Annotated in this window: 19 protein-coding genes and 2 pseudogenes; 9 read left to right on the top strand and 12 right to left on the bottom strand. The window is 72.3% G+C overall.

Features of this window, described 5'->3' with window-relative positions:
* Nucleotides 1-41 precede the first annotated feature (41 nt).
* Together ABFY03_RS25485 and ABFY03_RS25480 are read left to right on the top strand one after the other, a co-directional pair.
* Nucleotides 42-911, top strand: coding sequence for a DUF4097 family beta strand repeat-containing protein (locus ABFY03_RS25485; RefSeq protein WP_346170923.1), 870 nt, complete (start codon nt 42-44; stop codon nt 909-911).
* A 1-nt stretch (nt 912) separates the two neighbouring features.
* Complete coding sequence (locus ABFY03_RS25480) at nt 913-1890, top strand: helix-turn-helix transcriptional regulator (RefSeq protein ID WP_346170922.1); 978 nt, start codon at nt 913-915, stop codon at nt 1888-1890.
* An 18-nt stretch (nt 1891-1908) separates the two neighbouring features.
* On the opposite strand, the gene ABFY03_RS25475 is transcribed toward ABFY03_RS25480, so the two are convergent.
* The 3 genes from ABFY03_RS25475 to ABFY03_RS25465 all read right to left on the bottom strand — a co-directional run bounded on the left by ABFY03_RS25475 (nt 1909) and on the right by ABFY03_RS25465 (nt 5830).
* Nucleotides 1909-3330: a cellulase family glycosylhydrolase gene (locus ABFY03_RS25475; RefSeq protein ID WP_346170921.1), complete on the bottom strand. Its 1422-nt coding sequence runs from the start codon at nt 3328-3330 to the stop codon at nt 1909-1911.
* Nucleotides 3331-3417: 87 nt separating this feature from the next.
* Nucleotides 3418-4383, bottom strand: a complete 966-nt coding sequence (locus ABFY03_RS25470) for a zinc-binding dehydrogenase (RefSeq protein WP_319009612.1) — start codon at nt 4381-4383, stop codon at nt 3418-3420.
* 235 nt (nt 4384-4618) lie between these two features.
* Entirely contained in the window at nt 4619-5830 is a 1212-nt protein-coding gene (locus ABFY03_RS25465; RefSeq protein WP_319009613.1) for an NAD(P)-dependent malic enzyme, read from the bottom strand.
* Nucleotides 5831-6376: 546 nt separating this feature from the next.
* Here ABFY03_RS25465 and ABFY03_RS25460 point away from each other — a divergent pair.
* From ABFY03_RS25460 to ABFY03_RS25450, 3 genes are read left to right on the top strand one after another with little or no spacing between them, the layout of a single operon-like run.
* Nucleotides 6377-7336, top strand: coding sequence for an ABC transporter substrate-binding protein (locus tag ABFY03_RS25460; RefSeq protein ID WP_319009614.1), 960 nt, complete (start codon nt 6377-6379; stop codon nt 7334-7336).
* A 40-nt stretch (nt 7337-7376) separates the two neighbouring features.
* A complete protein-coding gene (locus ABFY03_RS25455) occupies nt 7377-8327 on the top strand; it encodes an amino acid ABC transporter permease (protein ID WP_319009615.1) in 951 nt (316 codons plus the stop codon).
* Nucleotides 8324-9091 carry an amino acid ABC transporter ATP-binding protein gene (locus ABFY03_RS25450; RefSeq protein WP_031014262.1) on the top strand — a complete coding sequence of 256 codons (768 nt, stop codon included), beginning with the start codon at nt 8324-8326 and terminating at the stop codon, nt 9089-9091. The genes ABFY03_RS25455 and ABFY03_RS25450 overlap by 4 nt, the downstream gene beginning before the upstream one ends.
* A gap of 62 nt (nt 9092-9153) precedes the next feature.
* Here the strand turns inward: ABFY03_RS25450 and ABFY03_RS25445 are convergent, their stop codons facing one another.
* Entirely contained in the window at nt 9154-9903 is a 750-nt protein-coding gene (locus ABFY03_RS25445; RefSeq protein WP_319009617.1) for a class I SAM-dependent methyltransferase, read from the bottom strand.
* A gap of 115 nt (nt 9904-10018) precedes the next feature.
* Between ABFY03_RS25445 and ABFY03_RS25440 the strand changes: the two genes are divergently transcribed.
* A complete protein-coding gene (locus ABFY03_RS25440) occupies nt 10019-10648 on the top strand; it encodes a CGNR zinc finger domain-containing protein (protein WP_319009618.1) in 630 nt (209 codons plus the stop codon).
* On the opposite strand, the gene sodX is transcribed toward ABFY03_RS25440, so the two are convergent.
* Nucleotides 10552-10977 carry a nickel-type superoxide dismutase maturation protease gene (gene sodX / locus ABFY03_RS25435; protein ID WP_346170920.1) on the bottom strand — a complete coding sequence of 142 codons (426 nt, stop codon included), beginning with the start codon at nt 10975-10977 and terminating at the stop codon, nt 10552-10554. The two genes, ABFY03_RS25440 and sodX, sit on opposite strands and share 97 nt — an antisense overlap.
* Nucleotides 10978-11119: 142 nt before the next feature.
* Here sodX and sodN point away from each other — a divergent pair, with 142 nt between their 5' ends.
* The gene (gene sodN / locus ABFY03_RS25430; protein WP_030207400.1) at nt 11120-11515 is read left to right on the top strand and encodes a superoxide dismutase, Ni; all 396 of its coding nucleotides are present in this window, start codon (nt 11120-11122) and stop codon (nt 11513-11515) included.
* A gap of 120 nt (nt 11516-11635) precedes the next feature.
* Here the strand turns inward: sodN and ABFY03_RS25425 are convergent, their stop codons facing one another.
* A complete protein-coding gene (locus ABFY03_RS25425) occupies nt 11636-12076 on the bottom strand; it encodes a nucleoside deaminase (protein ID WP_346170919.1) in 441 nt (146 codons plus the stop codon).
* Nucleotides 12073-12336, bottom strand: a pseudogene (locus ABFY03_RS25420) (LLM class F420-dependent oxidoreductase); the annotation flags it as partial. The pseudogene ABFY03_RS25420 and the gene ABFY03_RS25425, both read right to left, overlap by 4 nt.
* Here ABFY03_RS25420 and ABFY03_RS25415 point away from each other — a divergent pair.
* Nucleotides 12335-12454, top strand: a pseudogene (locus ABFY03_RS25415) (Lrp/AsnC family transcriptional regulator); the annotation flags it as partial. The pseudogenes ABFY03_RS25420 and ABFY03_RS25415 overlap by 2 nt on opposite strands.
* On the opposite strand, the gene ABFY03_RS25410 reads toward ABFY03_RS25415, so the two are convergent.
* Nucleotides 12448-13425 carry a LysR family transcriptional regulator gene (locus ABFY03_RS25410; RefSeq protein ID WP_346170918.1) on the bottom strand — a complete coding sequence of 326 codons (978 nt, stop codon included), beginning with the start codon at nt 13423-13425 and terminating at the stop codon, nt 12448-12450. The pseudogene ABFY03_RS25415 and the gene ABFY03_RS25410 overlap by 7 nt on opposite strands.
* Before the next feature lie 188 nt (nt 13426-13613).
* On the opposite strand from ABFY03_RS25410, the gene snpA reads away from it, so the two are divergent.
* Complete coding sequence (gene snpA / locus ABFY03_RS25405) at nt 13614-14261, top strand: snapalysin (protein WP_319009624.1); 648 nt, start codon at nt 13614-13616, stop codon at nt 14259-14261.
* Between the two features lie 48 nt (nt 14262-14309).
* Here snpA and ABFY03_RS25400 read toward each other — a convergent pair whose 3' ends face one another.
* From ABFY03_RS25400 to ABFY03_RS25385, 4 genes are all read right to left on the bottom strand, one after another.
* Complete coding sequence (locus ABFY03_RS25400; RefSeq protein WP_319009625.1) at nt 14310-14729, bottom strand: DUF6304 family protein; 420 nt, start codon at nt 14727-14729, stop codon at nt 14310-14312.
* Nucleotides 14730-14771: 42 nt separating this feature from the next.
* Entirely contained in the window at nt 14772-15092 is a 321-nt protein-coding gene (locus ABFY03_RS25395; RefSeq protein ID WP_346170917.1) for a hypothetical protein, read from the bottom strand.
* A gap of 36 nt (nt 15093-15128) precedes the next feature.
* On the bottom strand, nt 15129-15716 hold the full coding sequence (locus tag ABFY03_RS25390; RefSeq protein ID WP_346170916.1) for a dihydrofolate reductase family protein: 588 nt from the start codon (nt 15714-15716) through the stop codon (nt 15129-15131).
* A gap of 118 nt (nt 15717-15834) precedes the next feature.
* Complete coding sequence (locus ABFY03_RS25385) at nt 15835-16884, bottom strand: family 2 encapsulin nanocompartment cargo protein polyprenyl transferase (protein ID WP_346170915.1); 1050 nt, start codon at nt 16882-16884, stop codon at nt 15835-15837.
* Nucleotides 16885-16896: the final 12 nt, after the last annotated feature.

Below are 16896 nucleotides of genomic sequence, written 5' to 3'. Positions count from 1 at the left end.
AATGCTTCGAGGAACGTTCGAGGAAACGGGAGGTCCGCACCATGACCGAGTGGTCCGTCACCGAGCCGGTGAAACTGGCGCCCGACGGTCCCGTGACGCGGCTGCGCATCCGCGTCGTGGGCGGGGCGGTGAACGTGGTGGGCACCGACGGGAGCACGGCCCGGGTGGAGGTCTCGGAGATCGAGGGCCCGCCGCTGATCGTCACCCAGGACGGGTCCACCCTCACCGTCACCTACGAGGACCTGCACTGGAAGGGCATCCTCAAGTGGCTCGACACCAAGGCCCACCGGCGGCGGGCGGTCGTCTCCGTCGCCGTCCCGGCCGGCGCCGAGGTCGAGGTGGGCGCGGTCACGGCGGACACGGTGGTCTCCGGTCTGCGGGGCCGCACCGAGGTGCGCGGGGTGACCGGTGCCACGACGCTCGTGGGGCTCTCCGGCCCGGTACGCGCCGAGAGCGTCTCGGGCGCCCTGGAGGCCCAGTCGGTGACCGGCGCGCTGCGGGTGAGCTCGGTGACCGGTGACGTGACGGTGATCGAGGGCTCCGGCTCTGCGGTACGGGCGGAGACCGTCAGCGGGGACATGGTCCTGGACCTGGACCCGGCTCCGGCCGGTGCCCCGCCGGCCGACATCCGGCTCAGCAGCGTCTCCGGCGAGATCGCCATCCGGCTGCCGCACCCGGCGGACGCCCGGGTCGAGGCAAGCACCACCAGCGGCTCCCTCTCCAACGCCTTCGACGACCTGCGGGTGGCCGGCGACTGGGGCACCCGGTCCCTCACCGGCACGCTCGGCGCCGGCAGCGGCGCGCTCAAGGCGACCACGGTCTCCGGCGCGATCGCCCTGCTCCGCCGCCCGGAGTCCGGCGAGGACCCGGAGTCCACGCCCACCGCCCCCGCGTCCGGAAAGGTGCTCTGACATGCCCCCCGTCTTCGCCCACGGCCGACTCCGTCTCTACCTGCTCAAGCTGCTCGACGAGGCGCCCCGGCACGGCTACGAGGTGATCCGGCTCCTGGAGGAGCGCTTCCAGGGGCTGTACGCGCCTTCCGCCGGCACGGTCTACCCCCGGCTCGCCAAGCTGGAGGCCGAGGGCCTGGTCACCCACACCAGCGAGGGTGGCCGGAAGGTGTACGCGCTCACCGACGCGGGCCGCACCGAGCTGGCCGGCCGGGAGGGAGAACTCGACGCCCTGGAGCGGGAGATCCGCGACTCGGTCGCCGAGCTGGCCGCCGAGATCCGCGAGGACGTGCGGGGCGCGGCGGGCCGGGTGCGCAGCGAGATGCGCGCGGCGGCGAGCCGGACCCGGACGGCGGAGGGCGGCGCCTTCTCCGACGCCAAGGAGGAGTTGCGCAAGGCCACCCGGGAGTGGAAGGAGCAGACCCGGCAGGCGAAGGAGGAGGCCCGCTCGGCGAAGCTCCAGGCCAAGGAGTTCCAGCGGATCGCCCAGCAGGTGCAGGACGAGGTCCAGAACCGGTTCGCCAAGGGCGAGTGGCCGCAGGCCGTCTGGGAAGGCCTCTCGGGGATCACCGCGCAGCTGGGCGACCTCGTGCAGGGCCACCACACCAGGGCCCGGGCCGGGGCCCCGGACAGGCCGTGGGCCGACCCGGAGACGGGCACGGCGGGCACGGCGGGCACGGCCGACACGACAGGCACGACGGCCGGCGCGGGCGCGGGCGCGGGCGCGGCGGCGGAGACGCCCGCGTGGGCGCGGGAGTCGTCCGGGTCGGGGCAGCCGGACCGGGACCTGGACCGGCTGCTCGACCGGTTCCGGGACGAGATCCGGGACGCGGCCCGCGACCACGGGGTGACGGACTCCCAGCTCGCGGAGGCCCGCGACCATCTGGTCACGGCCGCGACCCGGATCACCGGGATGCTCCACCGCCGCTCGGGCGTCTGAGCGGCGCCCGACGCCGGGTCAGGAGCGTGGCGCGGCCCGGGTGACGGTGACGGTGACCCGGGCGCCCGGAGCGGCGAGCACGCGGACCCGGCCCCGGTCGCGGTCGCGCAGGACGAGGGCCCCGCGGGCCGTGGTCTTCCACTCGCCGGGCGGCAGCGCCAGCTCGGTGACGCGGGAGCCGCGCGGCCCGGCGGCCCGGTACTCCAGGCGGTAGACGCCGGCCGCCGGGTCGTACGCGGCGGAGTCCACCCGGCCGGCGACGGCCTCCGCGTAGGGCTCGGCGGTCAGCTCCTTGTTGGTGCGGAAGGCGCCGGTGGAGTCGACGGCGCAGTAGCCGCCGCCGTAGCACCACTCCCAGCCGGTCCAGCCGGAGCCGTAGCGGCCGAGGGAGGCCATGGCCTCCCGGTAGAAGCGGTTCATGTTCGGGGCGGAGTTGTTGAGCGGCCCCCACTCCCCCACCACCACGGGGACCTTGTACTCCTTGGGGTAGAGGGTGATCGCCGCCTCGTAGTTCTCGATCCAGCGGGCCGAGGGGTCGTAGTCGCCGCCCGCCTCCATGGTGCTGTTGTAGAAGTGCGGGGCGTAGACGACCTTCGGGTCGTCGATCCGCCCGAGCCCGGTCGGCACGCCCTCGCCCACGATCGGGGTCGGTTCGACGAAGAGCCAGGAGTCCTGGTCGACCGAGCGGATCGCGTCCGCGATCCGGTTGTACATCGGGGTGATCTGGTCCCGTTCGATGCGCCGGGCGGCCGTCGCCAGGTCCTCGCCCTCGCGCAGTTCGCCCATCGGTTCGTTGATCAGGTCGTAGCCGAGCACGGCCGGGTGGTCCTCGAAGCGGTCGGCGAGCACCCGCCACATGCGGGCCTGGGCCTGCCGGAGGTCCTCGTCCTCGTAGAGGTGGGTGAAGGCGCGCTGGACGGCCGGCTCGAAGTACTCGGAGAACCAGTCGTCGGGGCGCGGGGTGAAGGGAAGTCCGTCGGTCCTGGTGGCCCAGGCGGGGATGCCCCGGTGGTCGAAGGCGGGGCCGAAGACGTCCTGGTGGGCGTCGAGGACGACCTTGACGTCGTGCGCGGCCGCCCAGTCCAGGACCTGTTCGATCTTGCGGAGGTAGCGGTGGCTGTACTGCCCCGGGCGGGGCTCCAGATCGTCCCAGAAGACCAGTAGCCGGGCGGTGTTGAACCCCTTCGCCCGCATGTCCCGGAAGTGCTTCTCGGTGACGGCGGAGAGGGCGGCGTCGCCGCTGTGCGCCTTGTCCCCGACGTTCCAGCCGCGCAGCGTGAGGACGCGGCCCCGGGAGTCGGTGAGGTCGGGGATCCCGTCGCCGCCGGTCTCCGGACCGGGCGCGGGCTCCGCGCGCGCGGCGGTGGCGGAGGCGGTGGGGGCGAGCGTGGCGAGGAGGGAGGCGGCGACGGCGACCGCCACGAGAGTGGTGCGCGACAAGCGGAACACGGAGGACCTCCGGCACGAGGAAGTGAGCGTTGTTCACGTTTCACGTGCCGGAGATCCCATCAGGTCGACCGACCCGTATCAAGAGGTCGTCAGCACGATCTTTCCGAAGAGGTCGCCGGCGGCCATCTTCTCGAAGCCCTCGCGGGCCCGGTCCAGCGGCAGCACCTCGTCGATCACCGGACGGACGCCGGTGGCCGCGCAGAAGGAGAGCAGGTCCTCCAGCTCGTCCTTGGAGCCCATGGTGGAGCCGACCACCTTCAGCTCCAGGAAGAAGATCCGGGTCAGTTCGGCGTGCGAGGGCCGGTCGCCGCTGGTGGCCCCGGAGATCACCAGGGTGCCGCCGGGGCGCAGGGACTTGACCGAGTGGGACCAGGTGGCGGCGCCGACGGTCTCGATGACGGCGTCCACCCGCTGCGGCAGCCGGGCGCCGGGCTCGTACGCCTCGACGGCGCCGAGCTCCACGGCCCGCTTCCGCTTGGCCTCGTCCCGGCTGGTCGCGAAGACCCGCAGCCCGGCGGCCCTGCCGAGGACGATCGCGGCGGTCGCGACGCCGCCGCCGGCGCCCTGGACGAGGATCGAGTCGCCGGGGCGGACACCGGCGTTGGTGAAGAGCATCCGGTAGGCGGTCAGCCAGGCGGTGGGGAGGCAGGCGGCCTCGGCGAAGGACAGCTCCTTCGGCTTGCGCAGCACGTTCCAGCGGGGGACGGTGACGCGCTCGGCGAAGGTGCCCTGGTAGCGCTCGGTGAGGATGGAGCGGGGCTCGTCCGGCCCGACGCCGTGGCCGGTCTGGCCGATGACGGAGTGCAGGACGACCTCGTTGCCGTCCTCGTCGATCCCGGCGGCGTCGCAGCCGAGGATCATCGGCAGCTTCTCCTCGGGCAGTCCGACCCCGCGCAGCGACCACAGGTCGTGGTGGTTGAGCGAGGCCGCCTTGACGGTGACGGTGGTCCAGCCGGGGCGCTCCACGGGCTCGGGGCGTTCGCCCAACTCGAGGCCGTTCAGGGGCTGGTCGCGGTCGATTCGGGCAGCGTAGGCAGCGAACATGGCCCCGACCCTAGGCGGCCGCGGCGATCGCGCGGAACCACACACCGGTGTGACGCGCGTCCCCTCGCGCGTCCCCTCGCCGGACCACCGTCGCCGGACCACCGTCGCCGCGTCCTCCAGGGCGCCGGTCCGGACACGCTGCAGCGGGATGCCGGCACGGCGACAGCGAGAGGGCCCCGCCCGGTCCGATGCGGCGGACCGGGCGGGGCCCTCTCAGGGGCTTCCGCGACGGGTGTCAGCGGCGGGCGACGCCCTCGGCGCGCGCGGCGGCGGCGACCGCGGCCGCGACGGCCGGGGCGACCCGGTCGTCGAACGGCGACGGGATGACGCAGTCGGCGGCGAGCGCGTCACCGACGACACCGGCGATGGCGTCGGCGGCGGCGATCTTCATGCCCTCGGTGATCCGGGAGGCCCGGACCTGGAGCGCGCCGGCGAAGATGCCGGGGAACGCGAGGACGTTGTTGATCTGGTTGGGGTAGTCCGAACGGCCGGTGGCCACGACCGCCGCGTACTTGTGCGCGACGTCGGGGTGCACCTCGGGGTTCGGGTTGGCCATGGCGAAGACGAAGGCGTCCTTGGCCATGGAGGCGACGGCCGCCTCGGGGACCGTTCCGCCGGAGACACCGATGAAGACGTCGGCGCCGGCGAGGGCGGTCTCCAGGGAGCCGGAGAGGCCGGCCTTGTTGGTGAGCCCGGCGATCTCGCGCTTGACGTCGGTGAGGTCCTCGCGGTCGCTGCTGACGACGCCCTTGCGGTCGGCGACGCAGACGTCCCCGATGCCGGCCGACAGCAGGAACTTGGCGATGGCCACGCCGGCCGCGCCCGCGCCGGAGATGACGGCGCGCAGGTCGCCGAGGGTCCGGCCGGTCAGCTTCGCCGCGTTCCGCAGGGCGGCGAGGGTGACGATGGCGGTGCCGTGCTGGTCGTCGTGGAAGACCGGGATGTCGAGGCGCTCCTGGAGCTTGCGCTCAATCTCGAAGCACCGCGGCGCCGAGATGTCCTCCAGGTTCACGCCGCCGAAGGACGGGGCGAGCCGGACGACGGTGTCGACGATCTCGTCGGTGTCGGTGGTCGCGAGGGCGATCGGGACGGCGTCCACGCCGCCGAACTGCTTGAAGAGGATCGCCTTGCCCTCCATCACCGGGAGGGAGGCCTCCGGGCCGATGTCGCCGAGGCCGAGCACCGCGGTGCCGTCGGTGACGACGGCGACGACCTGGGACTTCCACGTGTAGTCGTGGACCAGCTCGGGCTGCTCGGCGATGGCGGTGCACACCTTGGCGACGCCGGGGGTGTACGCGAGGGACAGGTCGTCCTTGTTGCGGACGGGCACGGTGGCCTGGATGGCCATCTTGCCGCCGCGGTGGAGGGCGAAAGCCGGGTCGAAGGGCTCCTCGGGAGCTCCTTCCGTCGTGCTCTCGCTGCGAGGATTGACGATCTCCGCTGCCATGTGGGTGAAACCCCTTATGTCTGTTGTCGAGGGTTGCCGCTCCTGGTGTGGAGCGGTGGGCGGGTCCCGCGGCCGCCGTGTCGGGCAGCCGCGCGGGCGCGCCGCACAACGCGCCCTGAGCCCCGGATGAGGGGTGTAAGGATCCTTCTTACCGGACATGGGGTCCCGCAGACGAGTCCGTATCCCCTCGGTGACACGACTCATACGTACCGCTGCCGGACGCGGACGGAGAACGACTCGTCACCCGTTATCAGGAAACATGCCGGCAGCGCCCGTTTGGCTCTGTTCGTGCCGTCCGAATGGCGAGATCCACCGCAGATTCTTCGGTGAAACGGGAAGGGTGCGAAAGAAGATCCGGCCTTGATGTACCGGCCTGTCGGGGTTCGGGCGCGACCCGTTATCCGATTTTGACATCCGGGGCCGTCGGTTTGAGGCGGTCCGAATGGCAAGATGCCGTAATCACACGAGGTCGCGACACTCGAAGATGCGTACGCGACCATTGGCAACGCCTATGGCAACTCCCTCATACGCCGGAGGATCCCGACCATGACCGCACGCTCCACGCGCTGTACGACCGCTGCCAAGACCCGCACGTCCCGTCTTGCCGCGGTCGCCGCCATCGCGGTCGCCGGCTCCGTGCTGCTGACCGCCTGCGGTGACCAGACCGACGGCGGCTCCACGAAGGAGGGCGGCACCACCGCCAACTCCGCCCCGCTCTTCTCCAAGCTGCCCGCCGACATCCAGAAGGCCGGCGTCATCAAGGTCGGCACGGACGCCTCCTACGCCCCGATGGAGTTCACCCAGGACGGCAAGATCGTCGGTGTCGACCCCGACATCGCCGCCGCCCTCTCCAAGCAGCTCGGCGTGAAGTTCGAGTTCACCTCGGGCACCTTCGACGGCCTGATCACCTCCCTGGAGACCGGCCGCCAGGACATCGTCATGTCCTCCATGACGGACAACAAGAAGCGCCAGGAGGGCCTGGACGACAACGGGAAGAAGATCGGCAAGGGCGTCGACTTCGTCGACTACTTCTCCTCCGGCGTCTCCCTGCTGGTCAAGAAGGGCAACCCGCAGGGCGTGAACTCGCTCGACGACCTCTGCGGCAAGACCGTCGCCGTCCAGCGCGGCACGATCTACGAGGACACCTTCAAGGCCCAGGCCACGAAGTGCGGCTCGAACAAGCTCACGATCCAGGCGTTCGACACCGACGCCGAGGCCCAGACCCGCGTGAAGGCCGGCGGCGCGGTCGCCGACCTGAACGACTACCCGGTCGCCGCGTACATCGCGAAGACCTCCGGCGGCGGCAAGGACTTCGAGGTCGTCGGCAACCAGACGGACGTCGGCCTCATGGGCATCGCCGTCTCCAAGGACAACACCCAGCTGCGCGACGCCATCAAGGAGGCGCTCGACGCCAGCATCAAGGACGGCAGCTACGCCGAGGCCCTGAAGAAGTGGGACGTCGAGGGCAGCGCGGTCAAGTCGGCCACCATCAACGCCGGCAAGTGACCCGCCCGCTCCCCCCTCGCACCACTGAAGGGCAGTCGTGATGACTGACAAGATCAGCAAGGACCCGGCCGCCGCTCCGGCCGGGTCCGGCCCCTCGGGCACGCCGTACGAGGCGATCAAGGCCGTGCCGGTCCGGCACTACGGCCGCTGGGTCAGCGGCGTCGTGGTCGTGGCCCTCCTCGGCTGGCTCGTCTACGCCTTCTCCCAGGGCAACATCATCTGGGCGACGGTCGGAGACAAGCTGTTCGACCCGTCCGTCCTCTCCGGTCTCTGGAAGACGGTCCTCATCAGCGTCACCTCGATGGCGCTGGGCCTCGTCCTGGGCATCCTCTTCGCCGTGATGCGGCTGTCGAAGAACCCGGTCACCGGAGCCGTCGCCTGGCTCTACATCTGGTTCTTCCGCGGCACGCCGGTCTACGTCCAGCTGCTCGTCTGGTTCAACCTGGCCCTGATCTTCGAGTACATCAACCTCGGACCGATCTACAAGGACGAGACCTCGCAGGTCCTCACCCCGTTCATGGTGGCCCTGCTGGGCCTCGGCCTGAACGAGGGCGCGTACATGGCGGAGATCGTCCGCGCCGGCATCCAGTCGGTCGACGAGGGCCAGACCGAGGCCGCGCACGCGCTCGGCATGTCCCAGACGAAGACCATGCGGCGGATCGTGCTGCCGCAGGCGATGCGCGTGATCGTGCCGCCGACGGGCAACGAGTTCATCAACATGCTGAAGACCTCGTCGCTGGTCTCGGCCGTGCAGTACACCGAGCTGCTCCGCGCCTCGTCGAACATCGGCTCCACGGCCGGCGCCGTGATGGAGATGCTCTTCGTGGCCTCCATCTGGTACCTGGCGCTGACCAGCGTGTTCAGCGTCGGCCAGTACTACCTGGAGCGCCGTTTCGCCCGCGGCTCGACCCGTAACCTGCCGCCCACCCCCTGGCAGCGGGTCAAGACGAACCTCACCACGTTCAAGCGTTCCCCGGAGGCGACGGCATGACCGGCGAGCTCATGGTCAAGGCGGAGGGCGTCCACAAGTCCTACGGCGCCGCCCACATCCTCCGCGGCATCGACCTGGAGGTCCGCAGCGGCGAGGTGTTCTGCCTCGTCGGCCCGTCCGGCTCCGGCAAGTCGACCTTCCTCCGGTGCATCAACCACCTGGAGCGGATCGACGGCGGCCGGCTCTCGGTCGACGGGCAGCTGGTCGGCTACCGCCAGAAGGGCGACAAGCTCTACGAGCTGAAGGACAGCGAGGTCGCGGCCCAGCGCCGGGACATCGGCATGGTCTTCCAGCGCTTCAACCTGTTCCCCCACATGACGGCCCTGGCCAACGTCATGGAGGCGCCGATCCAGGTGAAGGGCGAGTCCAAGGCGGTCGCCCGCGAGCGGGCCGAGCGCCTGCTCGACCGGGTCGGCCTGCGGGACCGGATGGGGAACTACCCCTCGCAGCTCTCCGGCGGCCAGCAGCAGCGCGTCGCCATCGCCCGCGCGCTGGCGATGGAGCCCAAGCTGATGCTCTTCGACGAGCCCACCTCGGCGCTCGACCCGGAGCTCGTCGGTGACGTCCTCGACGTCATGCGGGACCTCGCCGAGTCGGGCATGACGATGATCGTCGTCACCCACGAGATGGGCTTCGCCCGGGAGGTCGGCGACTCGCTGGTCTTCATGGACGGCGGCGTCGTGGTCGAGTCCGGCCACCCGCGCGACGTCCTGACCAACCCGCAGCACGACCGGACGAAGGCGTTCCTGTCCAAGGTGCTGTAAGGCGTACGGAGAGGGGCGGTACGGGCCTGGAAGCCCGTACCGCCCCTCTCGCGCGCTCCGGCCTACTTCACGGCCAGCAGCAGGGTGTCCGAGGGCGAGCACCAGACCGGGCGGGCCTCGCCGAAGCCGGCCGCCCGCAGGGTGTCGGCGTGCCAGCCGGCCGAGGGCATGTCGCCGTCGGCGTGGTCGCCGTAGATCTCGAAGCGGCGGGCCGTGGGCTCGGCGAGAACCGGGTCCTTCGCGGCGAGCGCCCACCATTCGGCCCAGTCGAGGACCCCGGATGCCTTCTCCTCGTCCATCCGGGCGTGCCGGCGGGCCCGCTCGGCGGCGTTGATCCGCGGGGTGGCCGGGTCGATCATGTGGTCGGCGTTCATGAAGACCCCGCCGTCCCGGACGAGCCCGGCGACCTGCCCGTACAGGGCGGCCAGCGGCTCGCTGTGGAGCCAGTGCAGGGCCGTGGCCGTGAGAACGGCGTCATACGTGTCGTACGGCAGCGCCTTCGTCCACTCCGGGTCCTTGAGGTCGGCCGTCACGAAGGTGACCCGCCCGTCGCCCTCGAAGGTGCCGCGGGCGATGGCGAGCAGCGCGGGGTCGAGGTCGACGCCCGTGGAGACCGCGCCCGGGAACCTCCGGAGGAGCCTGTCCGTGATACTTCCCGTACCGCAGGCGAGGTCGAGAACGCGGGGCTCCGGCCCCACCAGCGCCTCGACCATGTCCAGCATGACGCGGAACCGCTCCTCGCGGTCCGGCATGTACCACTCCTGCTGGCGGTCCCAGCTCCGCTGCCAGCCCGCCCAGTCGGTGTCGCCCATGTCCGCATCCTCCGTCGTCGTCGCCACAGAAAACCCGAGAACGTAATACCCTCGGAGGGGAAACACCGGTTACCCCCTCGACGCCGACCCTAGCCCGCCGCCGTAAGGACTACAAGTGGAACTGGCCTATTACTCGGATTACGCCGTGCGCCTCGTCAACACCGAGGAGCCGGCCCGCGGCAGGGACGGCCTCACCACGGTCGAGGTGCTCAAGGAGCTCTTCGGCCCCGCCACCCAGATGGCCCGCCGGGTCACCGAGGCCGACCTGCCCCGGTTCCGCGCCATCCGGACCCGGCTGCGGGCCGTCTTCACCGCGGCCGACGAGGGCGACCACACCGGCGCGGTCGACCTGCTGAACTCGCTGCTCCTGGAGTTCCCGGTCAGCCCGCAGATCTCCGGCCACGAAACCCTCGACGAGGAGGGCCGGCCGCGCTGGCACATGCACCTCGCCGACCACGCGTCCAACGCGACCGCCGGATACGCGGCCCTCTCCGCCATGGGACTCGCCTTCCACCTGACGGAGTTCGGCGCCGACCGGCTCGGCCTCTGCCAGGCCCCGCCCTGCCGCAACGCCTACCTCGACACCTCCACCAACCGCTCCCGGCGCTACTGCTCCGACCGCTGCGCCACCCGGGCCAACGTGGCCGCCTACCGCGCCCGCAAGCGCCTGGAGGCCGAACGGGTCGACCTCACCGGCCGCACCGCCGAGAAGAGCCACGAGAGCACCACCCCGGCCGAACGCTGACGCCCCGGCGTCAACGGCCGGTACCGGCCCACCACCCGCCCGAGCACCAGCTCGGGCGGCACGGCCCCGAAGACCCGGCTGTCCCCCTCGGCGTCCGGATTGTCCCCGAGCACCCACCATCCGGCGTCCCGTCGCTCGACCAGCCGCTTCACGACCAGCAGATCCTGCTGGAGCGGATGACGCAGCACGACCACCTCCCCCACCGCCACCCGCGCGCCGTACCGCACGAGCAGCCGGTCACCGTGCAGCAGCGTGGGCACCATCGACACCCCCGTCACCTCGGCGATGCCGAACGGCGCCTCGGCCGCCGCGGTAGCCTCCCGCTCCACTCCTGCTCCCCTCGTCGACTCGTACACGAGTCCGATCCGTTCCCCGGACTTTTGACCTAAGCCCCAGGGGGCGCTCGCGAAAACGCCCTTCTCACCGAGTAATCTCCCACTTGAGAAGACGATCACGAGGAAGGACGGCTCAATGCTCTCCCGCCTGTTTGCCCCCAAGGTCAAGGTCAGCGCCCACTGCGACCTCCCCTGCGGCGTGTACGACCCGGCCCAGGCCCGCATCGAGGCCGAGTCCGTCAAGGCTGTCCAGGAGAAGTACCAGGCGAACGAGGACCCGCACTTCCGGGCCCGCGCCACGGTCATCAAGGAGCAGCGCGCGGAGCTCGCCAAGCACCACGTCTCGGTGCTGTGGAGCGACTACTTCAAGGCCCCGCACTTCGAGAAGTACCCCGAGCTCAACCAGCTGGTCAACGACACCCTGAAGGCCCTCTCGGCCGCCAAGGCGTCGACCGACCCGAAGACCGGCGAGAAGGCCCTCGAGCTCATCGCCGAGATCGACCGCATCTTCTGGGAGACCAAGAAGGCCTGACCCAGGCCCTCTCCTCTCCCCCCTGCCCCACCGCAGGCCAGAGGACGAACGGAACGGCCCGCCCGGTCACCCCGGCGCGGGCCGTCGCCGTTTCCGCGTCAGGGGCGCGGACGAGTCGGGTCATCGGGTGGGCCGGTAGTACGCCGCCACGGGGGTGCGTGCCTCGTCGGGGAGGGCCGGGCCGGTGTGCGGGACCGTCGGCCAGGCGCCCGACGGGGGGTTGAGCGCGACGAGTTGCTCGGTCGACAGGGCGTAGACGACCCGGCCGAGGCCGGAGCGGGCGATGGCGCCGTCGCACATGCCGCACGGCTGGCAGCTGGTGTAGAGGGTGGTGCGGGCGGCCGTGTCCGGGTCGAGTTCGCGGGCCGCCCAGCGGGCGAGTTTCAGCTCGGGGTGGGCGGTGATGTCGTCGTCCCGCCGGACCGTGTTGTGGGCCTCCGCGAGCACGGCGCCGTCCGGGCCGGCCAGGAGGGAACCGTACGGCGCGTCGCCCAGGGCGACCGCCCGGGCGGCGATGCCGATGGCGCGCCGCAGCAGGGCCTCTTCGGCCGAGGTGATCATGATCGAGTGCTCCAGTGGGTGGCCACGAGGGTGAGCGCCCGCCACGCCGCGTCGGGCCGGCGGGTCTCCTCCGGATCTCCGTGGTAGGGGTCGAGGACGACCGTGTCCGCGCCCAGCAGGCGCAGCTGGTCGAGATCGTCGAGGATCTGGTCGAGGGTGCCGACGCCGGCGGGCCGGTCGGGGGCCGCGACCGGTGCGCCGGTGACGCGCAGGGCGATGCGGGGCGCGAACCCCGGCAGTGCGTGCCGCCGCAGGACCGCGACCTCCATGGAACACCTGGAGACCCTCATGGACGAACTCGCCGGCTTCGGCAGCACCACCACGAGCGTCGTCTACAGCCAGACCCTCCCTTACCGCGGTCCCGTCGCCCCTCACTGACGACCGGCCCGCCCCCCGTCCGTGCCGGGGAGGCAGGGGGGTGCCGTGCCGCCGGCGTGGAGCCAGGCGCGGTAGGGGGGTGCGCGGTGGGCGGCTTCGCGGTAGGCCTCGGCGAGGGTGGCGTGGAGGGGGGTCAGGGGGGTGGTGGGGCGGGCGTAGAGGAGGAGGCGGACGGCGAGGGGGTCGCCGCGGAGCGGGCGGACCGCCAGGTCCTCTCGGGGGACCGAGGTCGGCTGGCAGGGGGCCACCGCCTCGCCGAGCGCGATGAGGGAGGCTGCCGTGTGGTAGTCGCCGTGGAGGAGGGGCGGGTCGATCCCGGCGGCCGTCAGGACGCGGCGTAACCCGTCCCATTCGCCGTCGACGGCCGGGTCGACCATCCAGTGGTCGCGGGCCAGGTCCGCGAGGTCCACCACGGGACGGGCGGCGGCGGGGTGGGCCGGCGAGAGGGAGACGAACTGGGGCTCGCGGGCGACGAGGAGGCGGTGCTCCAGGCCCTCGGGGACGCGCAGGGGGCTGCCCTCGACCTCGTGGACGAAGGCCACGTCCAGGCGGCCGGCCGCCACCTCGCGCAGCAGCGTCCGCGCCGAGACGTCGACGCGCAGCCCGACGTCGGTGCCGGGGAAGCGGGCGCGCAGCCGCCGGAGCCAGCCCGGCAGGGCCCGGCTCGCGGTGGAGCCGACGCGGAGCCGGGGGCCGTCGGCGCGGGCCGCCTCGGCGCGGGTCTCGGTGACCAGCGCGGCCATGCCGTCGACGAGGGGCCGGGCGCGGGTGAGGACGGAGCGGCCGAGCGCGGTGGGGCGGCAGCCGGTACGGCCCCGGGCGAAGAGCTCGGCGCCGAGCGCGTTCTCGATGCGGCGCAGCTGGGTGGTCAGGGAGGGCTGGCTCATGCCGAGCTGCCGGGCCGCCTTGTGCAGGCTGCCCGTGTCCGCGATGGCGCAGAGCGCGCGCAGGTGTCTCACCTCCAGCTCCATGGACCGAGCGTAGGGCGGGGTTCCGGTCTCGCACCAGACGCCCGGATCCGCTCAACTGCCCTGAAAATCACGTCAATTGGAGAACAGGTAAGGGGGTGATGCGGTCGTGTTATCGGGGAGTGGCATTCTTCCCCGCGGGCTCGCGGGCCCCGAGACTCTCTCCCGACCCCGATCAGGAGGAGCCCCCCATGCGACACCCCAAGGTCCTCACCCGTACCCTGACCGCCGCCCTCGGCCTCGGTCTCGCGGTCGCGCTCGGTGCCGCGGCGCCGGCCGGCGCCGCGCCCGACACCGCCGCGAAGGCGTATGCCGGCTACGCCGGTTCGGCCGAGGAGGCCCGGGCGAACCAGGCGTTCTTCGACGCCGTCATGACGTCGGTGGCGAAGAAGCGGGCCGCGAACCCGAGCGCCACCGCGGCCGTCACGGTCGTCTACAGCGCGGCCAACGCCCCCAGCTTCCGCACCCAGATCGCCCGTTCCACCCAGATATGGAACAGCTCGGTGGTGAACGTGCGGCTCGTCGAGGGCAGCAACCCGGACTTCCGCTACTACGAGGGGAACGACTCCCGGGGCTCGTACGCGAGCACCGACGGCCACGGGAGCGGCTACATCTTCCTCGACTACCGGCAGAACCAGCAGTACAACTCCACCCGGGTGACCGCCCACGAGACCGGGCACGTGCTCGGCCTTCCGGACCACTACAGCGGTCCGTGCAGCGAGCTGATGTCGGGCGGCGGTCCCGGTACGTCCTGCCAGAACGCCACCCCGAACGCCCAGGAGCGGGCCCGCGTCGACCAGTTGTGGCGTTACGGGCTCGCTTCCGCCTTCAAGGACTGACGGGGCGGACGGGACCGACGGGACCGACGGGGCTGCCGGGCCCCGTCGTCACACGGCCGACAGGAGCCGCCGGCCGAAGTCGGCGCCGTCGGGGAGCTGGCGGCGCAGCCGGGCCAGCGCGCCCTCGAAGTCGCCGCCGGCGACGACCGCCTCGAAGGCGGTGCCCCCGTAGTGCAGGGTCAGGCTGAGGTCGGCGCGCTCGCCGAGGGTGAGCAGGCAGCTGAGCGTGGCCTGTTGGGCGGCGCCGTCGGTGACGACGGGAAGCGGCAGGTCCCACTCCAGCACGCAGCCGGTGAGGGCTTCCCCGCCCTCGCCGGCGGCAGTGAGCGCGGCGAAGCTCGCGCCCGTGTACTCGATTCCCCTGACGCGGACGGTCACCCGCCCGCCGTCGGCCGTGATGACGATCGCTTCCGCACCGCGGCGGTCCCGGTACCAACCGGTCCAGACTTCTGTCGACTCCGATGACATGCGCGGACTGTAGCGGTATGACCGGCTCCGGCGCGCGGCCGGTCACCCAGGGGCCGGACTTCTCCCGTTCTCGCCGTTCTTGCCGGTGACCTGCGTGGTAGTGGCTTCCGTGCCGTCCGGGGCGGGCACCTGGGTGGCTTGCGTGGCATCCGGGGCGGGCGCCTCGGTGGCTTCCGCGCCGTCCGGGGCGGGCGCCTCGAAGAGCGGGCAGTCGGGGTTGCGGCACGGCTGCACCTTCCACTCCGGCACCCAGGCCCCGAGGACCTTGTGCCGGGTGGCGACGGTGGCGCGGGGGCGTCCGCAGGCCGAGCAGGGCGGCGCGGCCAGCGGGTCCCTCAGCGTGCGGGGGGTCTCCTCGCCCATGCCTCCAGGGTAGGCCGCCCCGGCGCGGACCGCCCGCTACCGCTTCCTGGTGTACGTACGGACCAGTACGCCGTTGTCGAAGGCGCGGACGGCGCCGAGCGCGAAGTCACGGGGCTCGAAGCCGGCGCCGAACATCGGCATGCCGGAGCCGTAGACCTGCGGGTAGGTCTTGATGACCAGCTCGTCGATCTCCTCGATGAGCTCGCCGGCGATGGTGGAGCCGCCGCAGAGCCAGATGCCGAGCCCGCCGTCCTCGGCCTTGAGCTCCCGGACGCGGCCGACGAGGTCGTCGGCGATCAGCTCGACGTTCGGGTCGGGCGACTCGGTGAGGGAGCGGGTGGCGACGTACTCGCGGAGGTGGGCGTAGGGGCTGGTGACGCCGGCGTCCAGACCGATCCGGTACGAGCCCAGGCCCTGGATCACGGTGTCGTAGTGGCGGTGGGGGGTGCCGGGCTCGATGCCGAGGACGGGCCACGCGGGCGCGGCGACGGTCTCGGGGTACTCGGTCTTGAGGAACTCCAGGTACTCGCCCATGACGTAGGAGTACGTGGAGGTGGCGTCGCCCTTCGGGTCGCCGATGAAGCCGTCGATCGTGCAGGCGACGAAGTAGGTGAGCTTGCGCAAACCGGGTCCTGTTCTGTTCGGGGCGTGACCGCGAGCGCGACCACGACAGACATAGTGCTTCATCTGTAGTGGTCGCGCAACCCCGAATGTCACGCGCCCCGAAAGGGGGGCCCGGCCCTCAGCTGGTCCTGCGGGTCACGAACTCCGCGAGCGCCAGCAGGTCCTCGGCCGCCGCGAGGTCCGGCACCGCCCGCGCCAGGTGCTCGACGGCCCGGCCCATCCGGTCGGCGGCCTGGGCCTGCGCCCAGTCCCGGCCGCCGGCCCGCTCCACGGCGTCGGCGGCGGCCCGCACCGCGCGCTCGTCCAGGACCTCGCGGGCGTACAGCTCGGCCAGCTCCTCACCGGCGGGGGTGCCGGAGGTGAGCGCCGCGACCACGGGCAGCGACTTCTTGCGGGCGACGAGGTCGGCGCCGGCCGGCTTGCCGGTGCGGTCCGGGTCGCCCCAGATGCCGATGAGGTCGTCGATCAGCTGGAAGGCGAGCCCGGCCTCGCGGCCGAAGGAGTCGAGCGCCGCGACCTCCTCCTCCCCCGCGCCCGCGTAGAGCGCGCCGAGGGCGCAGGAACAGCCCAGCAGGGCCCCGGTCTTGGCGGTGGCCATGGCCAGGCACTCGTCGAGGGAGACCGCGCGGGGGTCGCGCGACTCGAAGGCGCAGTCGGCCTGCTGGCCGGCGCAGAGCTCGATCACGCAGGCGGCGAGGCGCGCGGTGGCCGCCGCGGCGGCGGGGTGCGGGTCCTCGGCGAGCAGCCGGAGCGCGAGCGCGTTCATGGCGTCGCCGGCCATCAGGGCGTCGGGGACGCCGAAGACGGTCCAGGCGGTGGGCCGGTGACGGCGGGTCGGGTCCTCGTCGACGATGTCGTCGTGGAGCAGGGTGAAGTTGTGGGCCAGCTCGACGGCCGCGGCCGCCTTCACGGCCTGGGTCTCCCGGGCGCCCAGCGCGCGGGCGGCGGCGAGCACCAGGGCGGGGCGGATCGCCTTGCCGGCCTGGCCCGTGATGGGGCTGCCGTCGGCGTCCTCCCAGCCGAAGTGGTACATCGCCACCCGGCGCACCTGGCCGGGCAGGGTCTCCACGGTGGAGCGGATCTGGGGGTCCACGGCGGTCCTCGTGCGGTCGAGGAGCGCCCCGGCGCCGGGCCCGTCGGTGACGGGATCCGCGGTCGTCAGCGTCACGGTCTTGGTCGT

This window comes from Streptomyces roseofulvus, assembly GCF_039534915.1.
Lineage (GTDB): Bacteria > Actinomycetota > Actinomycetes > Streptomycetales > Streptomycetaceae > Streptomyces > Streptomyces roseofulvus.
Note: the sequence above shows the minus strand (reverse complement) of the source record. Positions and strands in the feature narration are given on the sequence as shown.